This window comes from Cyclobacterium sediminis, from assembly GCF_054781075.1.
The window spans coordinates 403,291-420,422 of the sequence record NZ_BAAGVC010000044.1 but is presented as its reverse complement, the minus strand read 5'-3'; the positions used below and the strand labels follow the sequence as shown (position 1 = coordinate 420,422).

16 protein-coding genes and 1 pseudogene are annotated in these 17,132 nt (G+C 39.0%); 7 read left to right on the top strand and 10 right to left on the bottom strand.

Going from position 1 to position 17,132, the window contains the following annotated elements; all coding sequences use genetic code 11:
- Positions 1 to 43: 43 nt before the first annotated feature.
- The 6 genes from ACYVHJ_RS23655 to ACYVHJ_RS23630 form a co-directional block, all read right to left on the bottom strand.
- A complete protein-coding gene (locus ACYVHJ_RS23655; protein WP_460520151.1) occupies positions 44 to 2,314 on the bottom strand; it encodes a xanthine dehydrogenase family protein molybdopterin-binding subunit in 2,271 nt (756 codons plus the stop codon).
- A gap of 12 nt (positions 2,315 to 2,326) precedes the next feature.
- Positions 2,327 to 2,785, bottom strand: a complete 459-nt coding sequence (locus ACYVHJ_RS23650) for a (2Fe-2S)-binding protein (RefSeq protein WP_460520148.1) — start codon at positions 2,783 to 2,785, stop codon at positions 2,327 to 2,329.
- A 108-nt stretch (positions 2,786 to 2,893) separates the two neighbouring features.
- Positions 2,894 to 5,134: a molybdopterin cofactor-binding domain-containing protein gene (locus tag ACYVHJ_RS23645; protein ID WP_460520145.1), complete on the bottom strand. Its 2,241-nt coding sequence runs from the start codon at positions 5,132 to 5,134 to the stop codon at positions 2,894 to 2,896.
- A 51-nt stretch (positions 5,135 to 5,185) separates the two neighbouring features.
- Entirely contained in the window at positions 5,186 to 5,770 is a 585-nt protein-coding gene (locus ACYVHJ_RS23640; protein ID WP_460520142.1) for a flavodoxin family protein, read from the bottom strand.
- 103 nt (positions 5,771 to 5,873) lie between these two features.
- A complete protein-coding gene (locus ACYVHJ_RS23635) occupies positions 5,874 to 6,320 on the bottom strand; it encodes a nuclear transport factor 2 family protein (RefSeq protein ID WP_460520140.1) in 447 nt (148 codons plus the stop codon).
- A gap of 17 nt (positions 6,321 to 6,337) precedes the next feature.
- Positions 6,338 to 6,787 (bottom strand): nuclear transport factor 2 family protein, encoded by a 450-nt coding sequence (locus ACYVHJ_RS23630; RefSeq protein ID WP_460520138.1) that lies wholly within the window; start codon positions 6,785 to 6,787, stop codon positions 6,338 to 6,340.
- A 290-nt stretch (positions 6,788 to 7,077) separates the two neighbouring features.
- On the opposite strand from ACYVHJ_RS23630, the gene ACYVHJ_RS23625 reads away from it, so the two are divergent.
- Together ACYVHJ_RS23625 and ACYVHJ_RS23620 are read left to right on the top strand one after the other, a co-directional pair.
- Entirely contained in the window at positions 7,078 to 8,076 is a 999-nt protein-coding gene (locus tag ACYVHJ_RS23625) for a sensor histidine kinase (protein WP_460520136.1), read from the top strand.
- Entirely contained in the window at positions 8,073 to 8,777 is a 705-nt protein-coding gene (locus ACYVHJ_RS23620) for a LytR/AlgR family response regulator transcription factor (RefSeq protein WP_460520133.1), read from the top strand. Before ACYVHJ_RS23625 ends, ACYVHJ_RS23620 begins: the two co-directional genes overlap by 4 nt.
- Before the next feature lie 118 nt (positions 8,778 to 8,895).
- On the opposite strand, the gene ACYVHJ_RS23615 is transcribed toward ACYVHJ_RS23620, so the two are convergent.
- Positions 8,896 to 9,765, bottom strand: coding sequence for a winged helix-turn-helix domain-containing protein (locus tag ACYVHJ_RS23615; protein WP_460520130.1), 870 nt, complete (start codon positions 9,763 to 9,765; stop codon positions 8,896 to 8,898).
- A 125-nt stretch (positions 9,766 to 9,890) separates the two neighbouring features.
- Here ACYVHJ_RS23615 and ACYVHJ_RS23610 point away from each other — a divergent pair, with 125 nt between their 5' ends.
- Complete coding sequence (locus ACYVHJ_RS23610; protein ID WP_460520127.1) at positions 9,891 to 10,949, top strand: ligand-binding sensor domain-containing protein; 1,059 nt, start codon at positions 9,891 to 9,893, stop codon at positions 10,947 to 10,949.
- Positions 10,950 to 11,556: 607 nt separating this feature from the next.
- Here the strand turns inward: ACYVHJ_RS23610 and ACYVHJ_RS23605 are convergent.
- A complete protein-coding gene (locus ACYVHJ_RS23605) occupies positions 11,557 to 11,829 on the bottom strand; it encodes a hypothetical protein (RefSeq protein ID WP_460520124.1) in 273 nt (90 codons plus the stop codon).
- A 1,221-nt stretch (positions 11,830 to 13,050) separates the two neighbouring features.
- Here ACYVHJ_RS23605 and ACYVHJ_RS23600 point away from each other — a divergent pair.
- From ACYVHJ_RS23600 to ACYVHJ_RS23585, 4 genes and pseudogenes are all read left to right on the top strand, one after another.
- Positions 13,051 to 13,251 (top strand): hypothetical protein, encoded by a 201-nt coding sequence (locus tag ACYVHJ_RS23600; RefSeq protein ID WP_460520121.1) that lies wholly within the window; start codon positions 13,051 to 13,053, stop codon positions 13,249 to 13,251.
- Between the two features lie 12 nt (positions 13,252 to 13,263).
- Positions 13,264 to 13,404: a hypothetical protein gene (locus ACYVHJ_RS23595; protein WP_460520118.1), complete on the top strand. Its 141-nt coding sequence runs from the start codon at positions 13,264 to 13,266 to the stop codon at positions 13,402 to 13,404.
- A gap of 77 nt (positions 13,405 to 13,481) precedes the next feature.
- Positions 13,482 to 13,870: pseudogene (locus ACYVHJ_RS23590) on the top strand (ATP-binding protein).
- 282 nt (positions 13,871 to 14,152) lie between these two features.
- Positions 14,153 to 14,854: a 4'-phosphopantetheinyl transferase family protein gene (locus ACYVHJ_RS23585; protein WP_460520115.1), complete on the top strand. Its 702-nt coding sequence runs from the start codon at positions 14,153 to 14,155 to the stop codon at positions 14,852 to 14,854.
- Positions 14,855 to 15,883: 1,029 nt separating this feature from the next.
- Here ACYVHJ_RS23585 and ACYVHJ_RS23580 read toward each other — a convergent pair.
- Together ACYVHJ_RS23580 and ACYVHJ_RS23575 are read right to left on the bottom strand one after the other, a co-directional pair.
- Positions 15,884 to 16,192: a type II toxin-antitoxin system RelE/ParE family toxin gene (locus ACYVHJ_RS23580; protein ID WP_460520112.1), complete on the bottom strand. Its 309-nt coding sequence runs from the start codon at positions 16,190 to 16,192 to the stop codon at positions 15,884 to 15,886.
- Between the two features lie 3 nt (positions 16,193 to 16,195).
- On the bottom strand, positions 16,196 to 16,441 hold the full coding sequence (locus ACYVHJ_RS23575; RefSeq protein ID WP_460520109.1) for a hypothetical protein: 246 nt from the start codon (positions 16,439 to 16,441) through the stop codon (positions 16,196 to 16,198).
- Between the last annotated feature and the right edge of the window lie 691 nt (positions 16,442 to 17,132).

The window sequence follows — 17,132 nt, the reverse complement described above, 5'->3', positions numbered from 1 at the left end:
TATCTTTCACGGATTAAACTTAATTCTTACCCATTGCAATTAATTACATTTTAAAATTTTGTATTTGTGTGATTTGTGGATAAAAAGGTTGCTCATAAAGCCTTTTCCCTGTCGCTTTGTAAAGAGAATTTCCCAATGCAGCAAATACCGGTGGAAATAAAGGCTCACCCAAACCGGTAGGGTTCTCATTATTTTCTACAAAGTACACTTCAATATTTTTGGGTGCTTCGCTATGGCGGATCATTCGGTATTTATCAAAATTCCTTTTTGTTGGCGCACCATTTTCAAAGGCCATTTCACCATAAAATGCATTCCCTATTCCATCAACAATTGCTCCTTCTCCCATATTGGCCGCAGCGTCCGGGTTAACTACTACCCCACAGTCAACAGCAGCAAAGACATTTTCAACGACGGGCTGATTGTCAACAATAGAAATATCAATCACCTCGGCCACATACGAATTATGACAGAAATAGGCAGATACACCACGGTGAATTCCGGGTGAAGGTTTCTCCCAATTAGATTTATCCCGAACAAGTTTCAAGACTCCTGCATACCGTTTTGGATCATAATCATTATTATCACCCACAGGGTTGGTCGCTGCTTTTTCAAGCAGTTCAAGACGAAAATCGATGGGATCTTTGTCCATCACTTCCGCAAGTTCATCCAGGAAACTTTGCTCAGCACCTGCAATAAAGTTGGACCTCGGTGCACGAAAAGCTCCTATAGTTATATTCGATTCAATTTGCCAACTTTCGGCAAGGTAGTTTTCTACAGCTCCGGCAGGAAATCTATTTGCATGCAATGGAGATTCAGGAATTCCTCCTGCCTTTACATGAAATGCCAAAAGGTTGTTTTCGTTATCCAATGCAGCCTTATAGGTCGCTGAATAGGTGGGCCGGTATACCCCTGCACTCATGTCGTCTTCACGGGTATAGGTCATTTTTACAGGAGCCTGAATTTTTTGAGAAATCAATGCCGCCTCCACAAAATGATGACTATATGCCCTACGGCCAAAACCTCCCCCCATTCTGGCCAGCTTTATTTGTATATTTTCCCGAGGAATCCCCAAGCTACTGGAAAGCGTTCCCATAATAAAATCCGGCGCTTGTGTAGGCCCGTAAATGACAGCCTTGTCACCTTTCACATCTGCAAAGGCATTCATTGGTTCCATGGTATTGTGTGCCAAAAAAGGAGCGGTATAAGTACGTTCAATCACTTTAGTCGCCCGCTTGAATGCACTTTCGGGATCCCCATCTTTTCTTCGAACCTGTCCCGGATTAGCGTGATAATCGGCCATATTTTTTTTATGAATACTGGAGCTTTCCAATCCTGCCGGAACCTTCATCTCAATATTTTCTCCACCTCTACCTGCCATAGGGAAAGTACCTGTAGAAGCGGGTTCCCATCCTGCTTTAATACTTTTTTTGGCTTGCATGACTTCCCAAGTTGAGTTGCCAACAATGGCTATAAGCTCTGGAAAGGTCGTGGTATCGAAAAAATTTCTTGCATAATCATCTTTAAAAACATTGATCTTAAAGGCATCCTGAATCCCCGGCAATGAGACCACAGAACTCCTGTCAAAATCCACTAGCTTCATCCCAAATGCAGGAGGATGCACAATGGCTGCATACTTCATACCGGAAACTTTATGGTCAATCGAAAAAATTGATTTACCGGTTACAATTTTATCTCCATCAACATTCTTTTTGGATTTCCCGATGATTTTGAAATCAGAAATTTCCTTTAATTTAACGGTTTCAGGATCCGGTGTATCCAGTGTTCCAGCGAATGAGGCCATTTCTCCATACCCCGCTCTCTTCCCAGAGGTTATGTGTTTAACAATTCCTTGATTGGTAGTTATTTCACCTTCCGCCACATTCCAACTTTGGGCTGCAGCCTGCACAATCAGTTTCCTTGCAGTAGCTCCCGCTGTACGTAAAGGAATCCAACCCTGCCTTATCCCCTGACTTCCCCCTGTAAACTGCCTGTCAAACCTTTCAGGATAAAAATCTGCCTGTTCAACGGTGACCATTTTCCAATCTACATCCAACTCTTCAGCCAACAACATAGGTAAAGAAGTTTTTACATTGGAGCCAAATTCAGGGTTGGGGTTAAATAGAGTAACCACCCCATTGTCTCCAATTTTAATATAACTATTCAATTCAAACCATTCATCCGGCATGGTCAGCACATCTTCCGACTTTGGTTGACAACCCGCTAGCCAACTAAAACTAAGCATCATACCTCCTCCGGCCAAGGCAGAAACTTTCAGGAATGATCTTCTATCTAATTTATTATCTGTAAAAGCCATAATTCTAATAGTTTAAGCGATTTGGGAGGCAGTTTTAATTGCAGCTCTAATTCTCGTATAGGTTCCACATCGGCATATATTACCATTCATGGCCTGGTTAATCTCTTCATCATTTGGACTAGGGTTCTTCTTCAAAAGGGCAGAAGCTGACATGATTTGCCCTGCTTGACAATAACCGCATTGCGGTACATCATGTTCCATCCATGCTTTTTGAACGGGATGGTCTCCTTTCTCCGAAAGCCCTTCAATGGTTGTAATCTCAGCCTCTTCAACGGAAGACACAGGTAATTGACAAGCCCTTACAGCATTTCCATCCATATGAATGGTACAGGCACCACATTGGGCAATACCACAGCCAAATTTAGTTCCTACCAGATCCAAATGATCTCTCAAAACCCAAAGCATTGGTGTATTTGGGTCTACGTCTACCTGATGAAATTTCCCGTTAATTTTAAGCTTGAATTGTGCCATTAGTCTATGTATTTGGTTCTAAATTAATGCTTTACAGCATTTAAATCAAATGTATATATTTTTTTTATCAACTTATACCTGAGTTCCTTCACATTATAAAAGCTGGTTTCAGCCACGCAATTGATTGATAAATGGTTGATCATAAAACCTCTTTCCTGTAGCCTTATACAAGGCATTGGCCACCGCTGCGAAAATAGGTGGATAGGCAGGCTCACCTAAACCTGTAGGATCTTCGCCATTTTCTACAAAATAGGTGGCTATGGATTTGGGAGCTTCTTTCATTCGAATCATCCGGTATGTATCAAAATTGGATTTATTTATTACCCCATCCTCAATTCTTAGTTCCCCAAACATGGCTGTCCCAATTCCATCAATTACTGCCCCTTCACAAAGATTTCTTGCTGCATCCGGGTTTACAACAATTCCACAATCTATCACATTTGTCACCTTCTCAAAGTGAACTTCACCATTTATTATCTTCAAATCAACTACCTGAGCAGCATAACTATTGTGGCAATAATAAACTGAAACGCCTTGATGCACTCCTTCAGGGGCATTTCTCCAATTTGCCTTTTCCTTCACCATTTCCAAGACCTTGGCATAGCGGTCCGGGTTGTAATCGTTATTATCGCCAACAGGCTTATCCTTAGCCCTTTGTAGCAATTTCAATCGAAAATCTATAGGGTCCTGTCCAGTCACTTCAGCAATTTCATCTAAAAATGATTGCTCCACACAAGCCATAAAATTTGATCGGGGTGCACGGAAAGAACCGGTGGTAATATTGGAAGGAACTTCCCATCCTTCAGCTAAATAATTGGTCACAGCCCCTGCGGGAAATCTATTGGGATACAATGGATTTTCAGGCAGGCCTCCTGCATTGACGTGAAAAGCTACCAATTCATTATTGATATCAAAACCTGCCCGATAGGTGGCTTGATAACGAGACCGGTATACTCCGGCAGTCATTTCGTCCTCCCTGTTATAAAGAAGTTTTATTGGCGCGCCAGTTTTTTGGGAAATCACGGCGGCTTCAATTAACCAATGGGCATAAGATCTTCGCCCATAGCCCCCACCAAGTCGTGTCATGGTTATTTCGATATTTTCAATTGGAATCCCCAGCCTGTCTGAAAGTGTCTGTTCTGTCAATTCAGGTTTCTGTAAAGGCCCTGCACAAAACACCTTATCGCCTTGAACATGGGCAAAAAAATTCATAGGTTCCATACAATTATGAGCCAGAAATGGTCCGGAAAACCTTCGTTCAATGACCCTAGTAGCCTTTTCGAATTCTTTAGTAGGGTTACCATCCATTCTTTGTATTTGAGGGCTTAAGGCTGCCTGACTCATTTTTCCTTCCTGCTCAGCACTGCTCTCCAAGCCTTTAGGAACCACTCTAACTCCCTCTGTACCAAACATTTCGCGTTTTTCTTCAAAACCTTCCTGAATTTCCCATGAAACAGTTACGGCATTTTTAGCCTGTTGAACTTGCCAGGTACTATCCCCTACCACATCAATTAGATCTGTAAATTGAACCGTATCGAAAAAAGTCTTTTTATAATCATCCTGAATGGATTTTATTTCAAAAACATCCTTTATTCCCGGCATGGAACGCGCTCGGGAGTCATCAAAAGATTTCAATTTTTTACCAATTGCAGGCGGATGAATAATCATCGCATAAAGCATTTCCGGCTTTTTGAAATCTATGCCGAAAAGCGGTTTTCCTGTTATAATTTTATGTAGATCAACGTTCTTTTTAGAAGTTCCAATAATTCTAAAATCCTGGACTTCCTTTAATTTAACATCTTCCGGTATGGGTAAAGTGGCTGCCAATGCGGCTAAACTCCCATAGTCTGCTTTTCTTTTTCCTGAAATATCCAACACAAAACCGGAAGCTGTTTTAATTTCACTATCAGGAATATCCCAGGTTTTTGCAGCTGCTAAGATTAACATCTGGCGTGCAGTTGCTCCTGCCGTTCGCAAGGCTTTCCAACCGGTACGAATAGCCTGGCTTCCCCCAATAAATTGCCGTGTAAAATTGTCCGTATCTAAAGGGGCTTGTTCTACAATAACTTTGTTCCAATCGACATCAAGCTCCTCGGCTATAATCATCGGCATGGAAGTTTTTACATTTTGTCCACCTTCGGGATTGGGAGACATCAAAGTAATACTTCCATTTTCCCCGATTCGAATGTAACCATTCAACCTGAACCAGTTCTTCGACATGCCTAAGCTTTCTTCCTCTTTAGGTTCACATCCAACAATCCAGCTGAAACTCAAAGCCATCCCTCCTCCGGCTAAAGCCGAAACTTTCAGAAAGGACCTTCTATTGAAATTGGTGGCAGGCCTAGACATGTCTTTTTATTTTACAGATAATATAAATAATTAAGCTACTCATTATCAGCCCTAAAAACTAACTTTCCCATGACTTTTCCCCTGGGCCTTATTTTCATATAAAAAAGAAACAGAAGAGAATATTTGAAGACTATCCAACCATTGATTAACTGCTTTTCTTACCTCCATTTCTTTTTCTCCTTCCATAACATATAAAATACCATCACGCTCTATACCACCTTGAGTGGAGAAGCCTTTCAATACCTCACTGTTTGGACAAAGCCTTTTTACAGTTTCAAAACTACTTCCAATGCCAAAACCTGCATTGGTATTAAATGGAATGACGGATTTAGCATCAAAGTCATTTTCACTAAGAAAGGTTTTCATGGGTGGTGGGAGCTGCATGCCCCAGGTAGGAAAACCTACAAATATGGTCTTATATCCTTTAAGGCTAATTTTTGTTTTCAGAGGTGGCAATATATTTTCTTCATTTTCCTTTGCCACCTGAGCAACTATAGCATCATACTCTTTTGGATAAGGGGTCTCGAGCGCTAATTTTACGAGCTTTCCCCCTACTCTTTCATGAATCATTTCGGCTACAGCCCTGGTATTATTGGTCCGTGAAATATAGACAATAAGGATTTCCTCAGAATGCATTTCACCAGGATAATTTGTGGATTCCGAATAGGTTTGTCCCGAACAATTTAAAGAGCAGAACGTCAATATAAACAACAGAAACAATCTCATTTATTTAGGAGTATTAGCGGTTGGCAGTTGCCATCAATTTGGTAAATGAGAGGGCAGCCAATTTCCAGCCATCTGCTTTTTTTATATATACTTCAGTGACTTCAAACGGGTTGGTAACTTCATTCCCTCCCACTTCTGCAATCAAAGTGATCCGATTCAGCAAAATGGCCGTATCGTTTATTAATTCCACAGAAACCTTATGTATTTCGGCGTTTTTATACCAAATGCCACCACTACCAATAATACTCACTTCACGCTCCTTCCCCCAAGAACCTCCCATATGGACAAATACTGCTTTATCGTCAAAGAGTTCAGCCAATTTATCAACCTTCTTTTCTGCCATCCACTGCCATTTGGTTTTAGAAAGTTCAATGATTTCTTGTTCCGTTTCTTCCTCTTGACCAAAGGCAAATGGTGAGGTCAGCAATAGGATTATTAATCCAAAAATCGTCCTTTTCACAGATATAAAATGTAGGGTTAATGTTCAATTTCGTGGGTATCTCTAACACTGCTGAAGGTAAAAACCAGCATTTTCCAGTTTTCTCCCTGCTTTTCATACACTTCTGTTACTGTAAATTCATTTTCTACATCATTGCCTCGAACAAAAGCGGTCAAGGTGATTCTGTTCCATACTACTGCAATGTTGCCTGAAAGCTCCACAACAGAATCATGAACTTCAGCATTTTTATACCAAATGCTTCCCGTTTTGATAATCTCCAATTCACGATCTTTTTTCCAACTTCCACTCATATGGACAAACCTGGCCTTATCGTCAAAGAGGTTTTCCAGTTTCGACACCTCCTTTTCAGCCATCCATTGCCACTTGTCCATAGAGAGTTTTTTTATTTCCTGCTCTATCGCAGATTGAGCAAAAGTGATGGAATTGCATATAAAAATTAGGCCAAACAGGCATAGGTACTTTTTCATATAATTCTGGGTTTTGATGTTTAATTTTCCATTCCTGGAAATAATAAAAGCCATTCATTCATTACGAATAGACAAAAAAATATCCAAATATTTAACCCAAATCAATAGAATGCATGCTTCTCTCATCCGAATGTCAAATTTGATCTACGAATGAATATGGCTTCTATTAAAGCATGGTCGGAAGGTGTGGCCTTTACCACTTATTGGATTAAAACCACCTGCTGTAGATCAGTACTGTCCTTTGGATGATTGCTATAAAATTGTGTTATTTAAAAAGCTATATTTCCAGAATGAAAAATAATTTTATTTCGCGACCGGCCTTCTATGTGCTGCATGTCCTTTTTTGGCTATGCTATGGGACGATTCTGTACGCCTCCTTAGGCAATTGGATCAATTCTTCTCGGGAAATTTCGAGAGCGGTAGTTTCTGATGTCTTAACTTCCTCGGCTATTGCCTATTTGAATTATTACCTTCTGCTACCAAAACTTTATAAAAAAGGTAAATATACCGGATACATTTTGGCTTCCATTGCGGTGGTTGTTACCATCGTCTTATTAAGGGTAAACTTGCTCGGAATGACCCACAGGTCTGTCACCTATACCTATTTTATTAGATCAGTACCGGCTTTTGGCTTTTACCTTATTACCACCGTCGTTTGGTTTTTTGCCAATATGATATCAGCGCAGCGAAATGAAATTGAACTTAGAAACAGTCAATTAGCAACTGAGTTGAAGTTCCTAAAACTTCAATTAAGTCCACATTTTCTTTTCAACACCTTGAATAATATTTATTCAATGGCTTATTTCAAGGAAAACAATACCGCTCCGGCGATTATGAAACTCTCCGAGATGATGCGACATATGCTTTATGAAGACCAAGGCCGCTATGTATCCCTTTCCAGAGAAATCAAATTCATGGAAAATTTCATTGAGTTATGGAGGTTAAAGCTGGATGAAAAGCCACGGATTACGTTTAATTATGAAGGGGTATTGGAAAGGCATAGGGTTGCCCATTTGATTTTTTTGGTTTTCCTTGAGAATGCCTTTAAGCATGGAAATACCATAGACGGACGGATAACAATAAAGCTTAGTATAGATGCAGAAGACATCCTTCACTTTTACATTAGAAATGATGTGATCCTTGCCCGTAAGACAGCTGAGGAAGAAAGTGGGGTTGGCCTTCTGAATGTAGAAAAAAGGCTAAACCTGATTTACCCGAGCAAACACGAGTTGATATTAAATCAAAATAACACCTCCTTTGAAGTAAAATTAACCCTCGACCTAAAATGAAATACCAGATCCTTATCGTAGACGACGAGCCACCTGCCAGAAAATTACTTATGGACTATGTTTCCAAACTTGCTGATTTAGAATTGGTGGGTCTTTGCAGCAACGGTGAAGAAGCCTTAGGGGTATTAAAGAAGCATCCTGTAGATATTCTATTGCTGGACATCCGGATGCCATTGATGACAGGTATAGATTTATTGAATGATCTTAACGATAAGCCGCTAACAATTTTTGTGACAGCCTATGAGGAATATGCAGTAAAAGGCTATGAATTGGATGTGATTGATTACCTGATGAAGCCGGTTTCATTCGAGCGCTTTAAAAAAGCCATTGAAAAGGCCATTGAATACCTGTCAGTACAGAATACTACCAAGCCTGCCAAAGAAGCCACAGACTATTTTTTTATAAAGACCGATACCCGCATTGTCAAAATTAGGTACGAAGAAGTTCAAGCCATTGAAGCACAAAGAGAATACATCAAAATCATCACTCCAAACAGGAAGGTTATGTCTTTGATTTCCCTTACAAATGTGGCCAATGGCTTACCGGAGGAATTTGTCCGTATCCATCGTTCATTTATAATCAATATGAGCCAAATTGATGAAGTTCAATCCAATGAAATCTTAATAGGTAAATCCTTTTACCCCATCAGCAGAAATTACCGGGAAGCGTTTTTCAAGAAATTGGAGGAAAGGAAATTGTAACCATTTAGCATCGAAGGAGAATAATAAATCGTAGAAAAAATGTTAATGCTACAAAGGTTAATCTTGATAGAATGTATAATCAATCATATTTGCCTTATCATTATGTTTCGGCCGTTTTTCATTTTACCTGAAGTACATAACCCCTACCTCGAATATTTTTGAGTTGAATATTCGGATCTTGCAGTAGTTTTTTCCGGAGTTTGGAGACAAACATGTCCAGGCTTCTGCTCACAAATACACCCTCATCTTCCCAAATTTCTTTGAGCAAGCGATCTCTCTCAAGGGTTTCATTTTGGTGTAAAGCAAAAAGTGTAAGCAACTTATTTTCTTTTTGGGAAAGTTGGATTTCTTCATTTTCGATCTTCAAAAGCTGTTTACCGGTATACAGTTCAAACTTTCCAATTTCCACGAATTGACTATTGTCCTTGTTTTTATTCCCATTTGCCTTGGTTGACTTTTTATAGAAAAGAAATAAAAATCCAAAAGTCAAAACCCCAAAGATGATCGGTACTGAAAAGTTGGATGCCCTTATTGCGTTTTGTTCAAACCGGATTTTGATGCTATAGCAATCTTTTGGCTGCACGCGTCCCTGACAGGGAATGAGCGTTTTGTCTTTGTGATTGGACATTTGATAACTGTAAACAATCTGATTGGCCTTGCATTCCATCACATTCACCTGATACTTGTCTTCAGCTTCTTTGTTTATTAAGCCCTCCCCCAAACTCTTATGAATGACTTTAACTAAACTGTCCGGATCAAATTGGAAAGGGTTTTCAAATACGAGAATGAATTCATTCTCGCTTATTTTCTTGATTGGCAAAACCCTTGAAGTGCTATCACCTGAGGCAAGCAAGATTTGGTGCCCCACATTCCTCAACCTGATTTCCCTGTTTTCTGCAAAATCGTCTGACTTCCATGGCCACAGGAGTACCATCGTAAAAAGCATGGTAATTATTCCGATTCCGGCAGGTTGTATCAGTTTTTTCATTGCTCAAATATAAGGTTTAATACAGGTCAAATTTCAGTTTTACCTTGATTTACATTCTTTTTACATTCCATTTACCCTATTGACTTTAGATAGCTTTAGGTTTGGACATGCTTAACAAATAAAAAATGAAAAAACACCTAAGATTATTTTCCTGGCTAATGCTATTTGTTTGTATCACTTCATGTAAAGATCAAGTCAAATCTGACTTTTCAAAAGACCAATCCAATTCCCTAACCAATGAGTTTAACACTTCCAAAGCGCCTAATTCAATTGTACGTAATTTGGTGCAGGATGGTGATGGCAACATCTGGATGGCTACCTGGGAAGGAGTGTTTCGATATGATGGAAAATCTTTTACCAATGTAACAAAGGATGTAAGTTCAGCCCGCTTCTTTTCTATTTTGGAAGACAGCAAAGGCAATATGTGGTTTGGAAGTATTGGCTCAGGTGTTTATTATTTTGATGGAAAAGCCTTTCAAAATTTCACCACCAAAGAAGGACTTCCGAATAATGAGATTACCAGCATTTTTGAGGACAAAGCCGGCAACATTTGGCTTGGCACAAATGGGGGCATTAGCTTGTACAATGGGAAATCATTTCAAAATTATATATTGGCTGAAAACACCATAGTTGAAGACAATACAGGAAAAACTGTTCCAGATTTTACACGTCCCCCTAACGAGGTCAATTCCATCATTGAAGACAATACGGGTACTTTTTGGTTTGCCACAAGGGGCAACACCTATCTATATGACGGAAAAACATTTACCATTGTAAGCCAAAAGGACAAGCCGTTTACCAATGTTCGATCTATAATCGAAGATAAAAAAGGCACTATCTGGCTAGGTGGAAATGATGGCTTATGGCGCTATGACCCATCGACTTCGCTCAAGGCTGGTGAGGGTAAATTCACCAACATCAGCAAGAATTTTATTGGATACATTCATGAGGATAAGAAAGGAAATATCTGGACAAGTTCAGAAACTAAAGAAGGATCTTGGGTACTTACACATTATTATTCCCAGACCTTTTTAAATAAAACACCCGCAGCAACCGAAATAAATACCAAAGAAAGAAAGATGCTATTTGGGATTTTAGCAGCCAAGGATGGCAGTATTTGGTTCGGTTCGGATGGAGTATATCGATACAATGGAAAAACCATAACCGATTTTAGAAGCAAATAGGCTGCATCCCACCTGTGTTTAATTTACCCCCCTTCTATCCTTTCCAATTGGCTAATGAAGGATAGATGAAATTACCAAAACAGAACAAAGTAGTGATTGGAAATCCGTCTACTCAGCAGTTGCGGTAAACCTAGGTCCATCTTTTATACAGTATGTCTTTGATTCCGAAAGGACTTACTGACACACCTATAAAACTATAATAATAAGCGCCCGTTTTAGTGACTGACTTTTTGCTTCATAGTGATGAAAATCGCAACTTTTAATCCGGTAGCATGTAGGCGGGTTGGCTATTATGGTTTGGGTTGAGAGTTTGGGAACGGTTTATTGATCAAGTTTAGCTGGGTCATCTTTATTTGGCCACAAAAGCAATACTTCTAACCTTTCTGTATTGTAGCTATAAAAAAGTGTATTGTGAGGACTTAATTGGAACTTTCTTGCTCCTTCTTTTCTTTCAGATTTCTTAAAACGTTGAGGGTGCTGACTTAATTGTTTTAGTGCTTCTTCTAAACGTTTGAAGAATTTTTCTATTTCTTTTTCGGTCCAGTTTTCTTCAGATAGTCAACAATTCCGTCTAACTGGTTCTCGGCTTCTTCTGACCAAACTATTTCTAAAGCCATTTTTCATATCTTTTTCGCACCTCACTATGAGGCTTTACCTTACCTTCCCTAACTTGTTGCATAGCTTTTTCCAACTTCGCTTCAAGCTCTGATTCTTCCTTTAGCATTTCTTCTATTTTTGATAATTTCTCATCAGAAGATTGCATTACTTTTTGTATGATTTTGTATTTCCTTGTCTCTATGTTCATTGTACTGGTAATTAATAACCTATAGTAAATATAACATTTTTTATCATTTTTAAATTTAATCTCTAATAAACGCATGATATCTTTCTATCGTTTATTTGAGGCATTCGGTTTTGGCCTGATGTTACTTTTCCGCTGGGGTTAAATACTTGTAACTACCAAATCCATGGATGCCCCTCTGGTTAATCAACGTTTTCAAAAGGATGGTAAAGAAACGCTACCATTGCCAGGAAGGTATTCAACAGTAAATTAGGTGAATTTAGCTCAGGGCTTTTCTATACTTTCTCATCATTTTAACTTTTTCCAAAGAAATCCCAACCTGGGTTAGTTAGATTAATCACCCAAAACCCATGGTCCAAAGTACTGACTGCAAAAACCCATTCTTTTAAGGTATTTATAAACCAATGTAGAGGAATACCCCCACAAAACAATTTCTTGAATTTTATTTCCCCTTACAACCTTTTCCCGTACTCTACAGGTTTCCTGTTCTCTTATTTGATAAGCCTCTCCCATAACTAAAAATAGTCTATCCTTGAATGCATTACAAATAAATGCTGCCCGAGTAACTGAATAAAGTGTCGTTGATTTGGATGGGGTCTCAAATTAAAGAAAAACAGTATTCGACATTTTTGTCCATTTGTTTACTTAGAAAAGGAGGTATATCAGAAGCCATTGCAAATGGCATATAAAAGATTTCGACTTTAAGGGAGCTTAAGAATAAAAGGGTGTAGAGAATTCTACACCCAGCCGGGGTGTAGTTTGCAAAACACCCTTCTATTATTTTCAATTTGCAATTGGAATTGGACGGAATTACCAATGATCCACAGTTATCAAACCTTCTAATCCAGCATAAATCCGTGCACTCGAACACATGTAATCCTCCCGTTTTTCCAAGATTCCTGCCCTTACCGGATTCTCATGAATACAATTGAAATGTGAAAAAATAGGGCATTTCATCTGTTTCTAATTGTTTTTCAAACTTACAGGTTTATTGGAAAGTCAACCCAAATCCACAATACAAAAGATACCGTAGAAGTCTACCATTACCACAATAGAATAGCTCTGTATATAAGAAACCAATCAAAAGACTGTTACAATACCAATAGGGAACACTTTAGCAGTACACATAAAAAATACCTGGACTGGAGCCCTGACTACCTCAAGAAGCAGGCTGCTCCTCTGGTAACCAATGTAAAAGCATGTATTACCGAACTTTTTACCGAATCTGATTATCGGGGAACAGTCTACAAAAGAACCATAGAGATAATAATGCTTGTTAAACTTTATGGCAAATAAAAGTTGGACGCTGCATGTAGCAGAGCAATATACGCCAAGGCCATATCCTATTACAGGATCAAAAATAGACTTGAAAACAACCTGGATAAAATTACCACAGATGATCTGGACAATAAAGAGCCTCCTATTCCTACCCACGAAAACATCAGGGGCATCTACTTACCAATAAACAAAACAATTATGATCAGTAACCAAACAGCGTAAAATCTCAGACAGATGAGACTTAGTGGCATGGCAGAACTCCACCATCAGAACATCGGTAGCAACAGGTTTACCGACTTTACAGCCAATGAATACATCGTCCTGATGGCAGACCCTGAGTGGGAGGACCGGCAGAGCAAAAAATGGGCAGGCTGATAAAAGGGGCAGTTTTTAAACAAAAAGCTATGGTTGCAGACATCGATTACAGCCATGGGCGCAATCTTGACTAATACCTGTTCACCAAACTTGCAACCATTGATTTTATACGTAAAAAAGAAAACATCATCATTACCGGTCAATCAGGAGTGGGAAAAGTTACCTCGTTCAAGCCCTAGGTAACCAAGCATGCCTGATGGGGCATAGAACAATATACAGCAATACCTTTCAAACTCTCCAAAGTGATGGTACCTATCTCAAGGAACTGCAGAAACTCCAGAACAGAGCCGTGCTTATTCTCGATAACTTAGAGCTACAAGCTTTTGATACGGCTGCAAGAGAAATAATATTGGATATCATTGATGACAGGCTTACCGAAAAATCAACTCAGGTATCTTCACAATTATCTGTATCGAAGTGGAATGATATTATTGGATCGCTGATGCAATCCTGGACAGACTCGTAAACTCTTCTCACAGAATAGATCTCAAAAGAGAATCTTTAAGCAAAGGAATCTTGAAAAATGAATAAAATTCACCTACTTTAAATAATCTTTCTTAGAGGAACGATTTGGCCGAAATCACTGGCATGGTCAGACCGAAATAGCCAGCAAAGAAGCGAACTCTTTTTCAGTTGGGAGCGAACTCACTACACGTGCTGAAAATCAGGAATAAGATTGGTCAAAGTATTCAAATAAAAATATCAATCAATTGTTTCATAATGACCTAATGGGCATTACTAAATTGTATTGAAGAAATCCTTCTGGATGAGTATGCAGCAGATCCCGATTAAAATATTTGTTTTGAAGGTTTCAGATGTCTTAATGGATTCGGAAAATCTTCTACCCTTTCTGAAGAAAGATGAAAGGAATAAATCTAAAGAGTTCATCAACCTTGACCTGGAAAGAAACTATGTTGTTCATAAGGCATTTGAAAGGATAATTCTACAGCACTCCTTGAAAAAACGAACATTGAATATCAAACATGGAAAATACGGAAAGCCCTTCATTGATGATCCAAATACATTTTTTTACAACAAATCCCATTCAGGTGACTGGGTGGCTTTAGCTATCTCCACAATTGACCTTGGCATAGATATTGAAATGATCACCTCAAATAGTAATGAGGACCTAGTCCAGATAGTGTACAATGAAAAGGACTTCAATAATTTTGGAGCAACTGATGATTTTTTCACCGTTTGGAGTTTGAAGGAAGCGTACAGCAAACTGCTTGGGTTAGGTTTAAATCTTAACTTAAATCAGCTTCATATTATACCTGAGAACGGTGTATTTTCCATTCGAAAAGAAAATGTATTGTTAGCGAATGGTTATCAAATAGGTATTGACAGAGATTACAAATGTCATCTAGTAGTCGGTGTGGATTATAATCCTTCAATCTCTATAATATCCTCTACTCAATCATTAAAGATTATTAATGAACATCTACACTAAATAACCGAAAAATTACTTTCAATTTTGGACAGAATTCTCTTTTTACATGTAATGATGATTCAAAAACAAAAATAATAGTGTGTCAAGTAGGCAAATTTTGCGAAAAAATAAATGCCTCTCGCTAGTCAAGTAGGTAAAGGGGAATCCCACCCCTAAACTGCTCATCCCGGTCAATCGAGATACGTGAACCTTTCAATTGTTTATTCATTTTTTTTAGCGGAAATCACGGATGCTGGCGCATTTCAAACGGCTCTTAATGTGCAGTCGGCTAATGGTCCATTAGGTTAGACTAAATTGTATCCCCGTCCATAATGGTAAAAAAGGTTTGGATAAAAACAGTAACTTTTCTATGGCATTTCAAAGCTTTGACCTTCCTTTCTTTAAAGTTATTGTACTTATTCATAATCCCCCTTAGGTGTAGTTTATGCCTTCGTGAGCTGGGCGTAGGTTTGCAAAAAACCCTTCTATCCTATCCAATTTGCAATTGGAATTGGACGGAATTACCAATGATCCACGGTTATCAAACCTTCTAATCCAGCATAATTCCTTGAACTCGAACACATATAATCCTCCCGTTTTTCCACGATTCCGGCCCTTACCGGATTCTCATGAATACATTTGGAATGTGAAAAAATAGGGCATTTCAACTGTTTATATTTGTCCAAAGGTCAGAACTTGCCCCGGTTTATCGGGGTGGAATCTCGTCAAGATAATCATTCCTTGGCCTGACGATTTCGGCATGCCTGTCTGCCTCTGGCAGGTTCGATTTCCTGATTTCTTATTTGATAAGCCTCTCCCAAAACTAAAAATAGTCTATCCTTGATTGAATTACAAATAAATGCTGCCCGAGTAACTGAATAAAGTATCGTTGATTTGGATGGGGTCTCAAAATTTGTCCATTTGTTTACTTGGATAAGGAGGACTTTCAGAAGCCATTGCAAATGGCATATAACAGAATACGACTTTAAAGGAGGTTAAGAATAACAGGGTGTAGCCGATTCTACACTTAGCCGTGGTCTTGCTCGGTGGTTATTTATTCCTTTTCGGTTTCCTGGTAGGTTTCTGATAGTTGCTAAAAATATCCGTTACAATAACGATTTCTCTATCAACTTTGTAAATGATTTTGTAATGATATTCCTGCAAATATCGGTGCCCTTTCCCAAGAGATATCAGGTCATCTTCTACTCTCCCTCTATCCGGATAGTTTTCAAGCGTTTCTGCTCTGTCAATTATTTTATTTACAATCTCAGTCGCTTTTTCGGGACTGACTTCCCCTGAATAATGATCGTAAATCTCTTTCAAGCACATTTTCGCCCACTCTGAAAACCTAACCTCCATGGATTACCAATTCTTTAATTCTTCCCTGACCTGTTTTGACGTTTTTACACGGCCTTCTCTAATGTCCTTTTCAGACCTTTCCGCCCTGGATATTAGTTCCTCTTTTGTGATAGCTGTGCCATCGGGTTTATATCCAACAGGTGAAGCTATTTGGTCTGCTTTAATCAGCCCATGAATAAGCTTTAACACACGATCATCTGCATGTTGAAGGTATTGGCTTATTTCTTCTCGTATTTTAACTGTGTCCATCGGTTTTTTCTTTTCGTTCCCTAAAGTTAACGATTCCGTATTACAATTTGATTTGTTCCAATGGATGATATTTCAGTATTTATTTTTTTTAGAGCTGTAAACCTCATAGTTCCACCCGATGTATTTAGTGATGTCTTCGGCTGTCATCAGAAAAATATTCTACATAGATTCAATTGGATGGTTTTCATGAGTCCATAATTGTATCCCCCCTAGGTGTAGTTTATGCCTTCGTGAGCTGGGTGAGTTTGTAACTACACCCTTCTATTATTTTCAAGTCATTATTGAACGGATTCACCAATGATCCGCGGCTATCAAACCTTCTAATCCAGCATAGTTTCTTGTATTTCCAACATCACTCCCATACCCAACCGATTCCTCCAGGGTACCTTTTCCTCTTTCCTTTCAACACCTTTTAGTTACCAAAACGGCACCGACAAGTGGTTTTCAACCTCCGCTTTCTCAGCAATTGCGGTAGACCTACTACCCTCTTGTATACAACATGTCTTTGATTCACATCAACGACTTCACTGCACACATACACCTAGTAAGGGAGATAAAGGAACTCAAACTCCAAAATGATTAGAAGCTCATAAGGGTCCCTAGATTATTTCGGTCGGTATATTCCTTACGGCTAGGGGTACCACCAGAGCCTGTTTCCGCTTTTACCAGTATTAGTAAACCGCTCACAAGT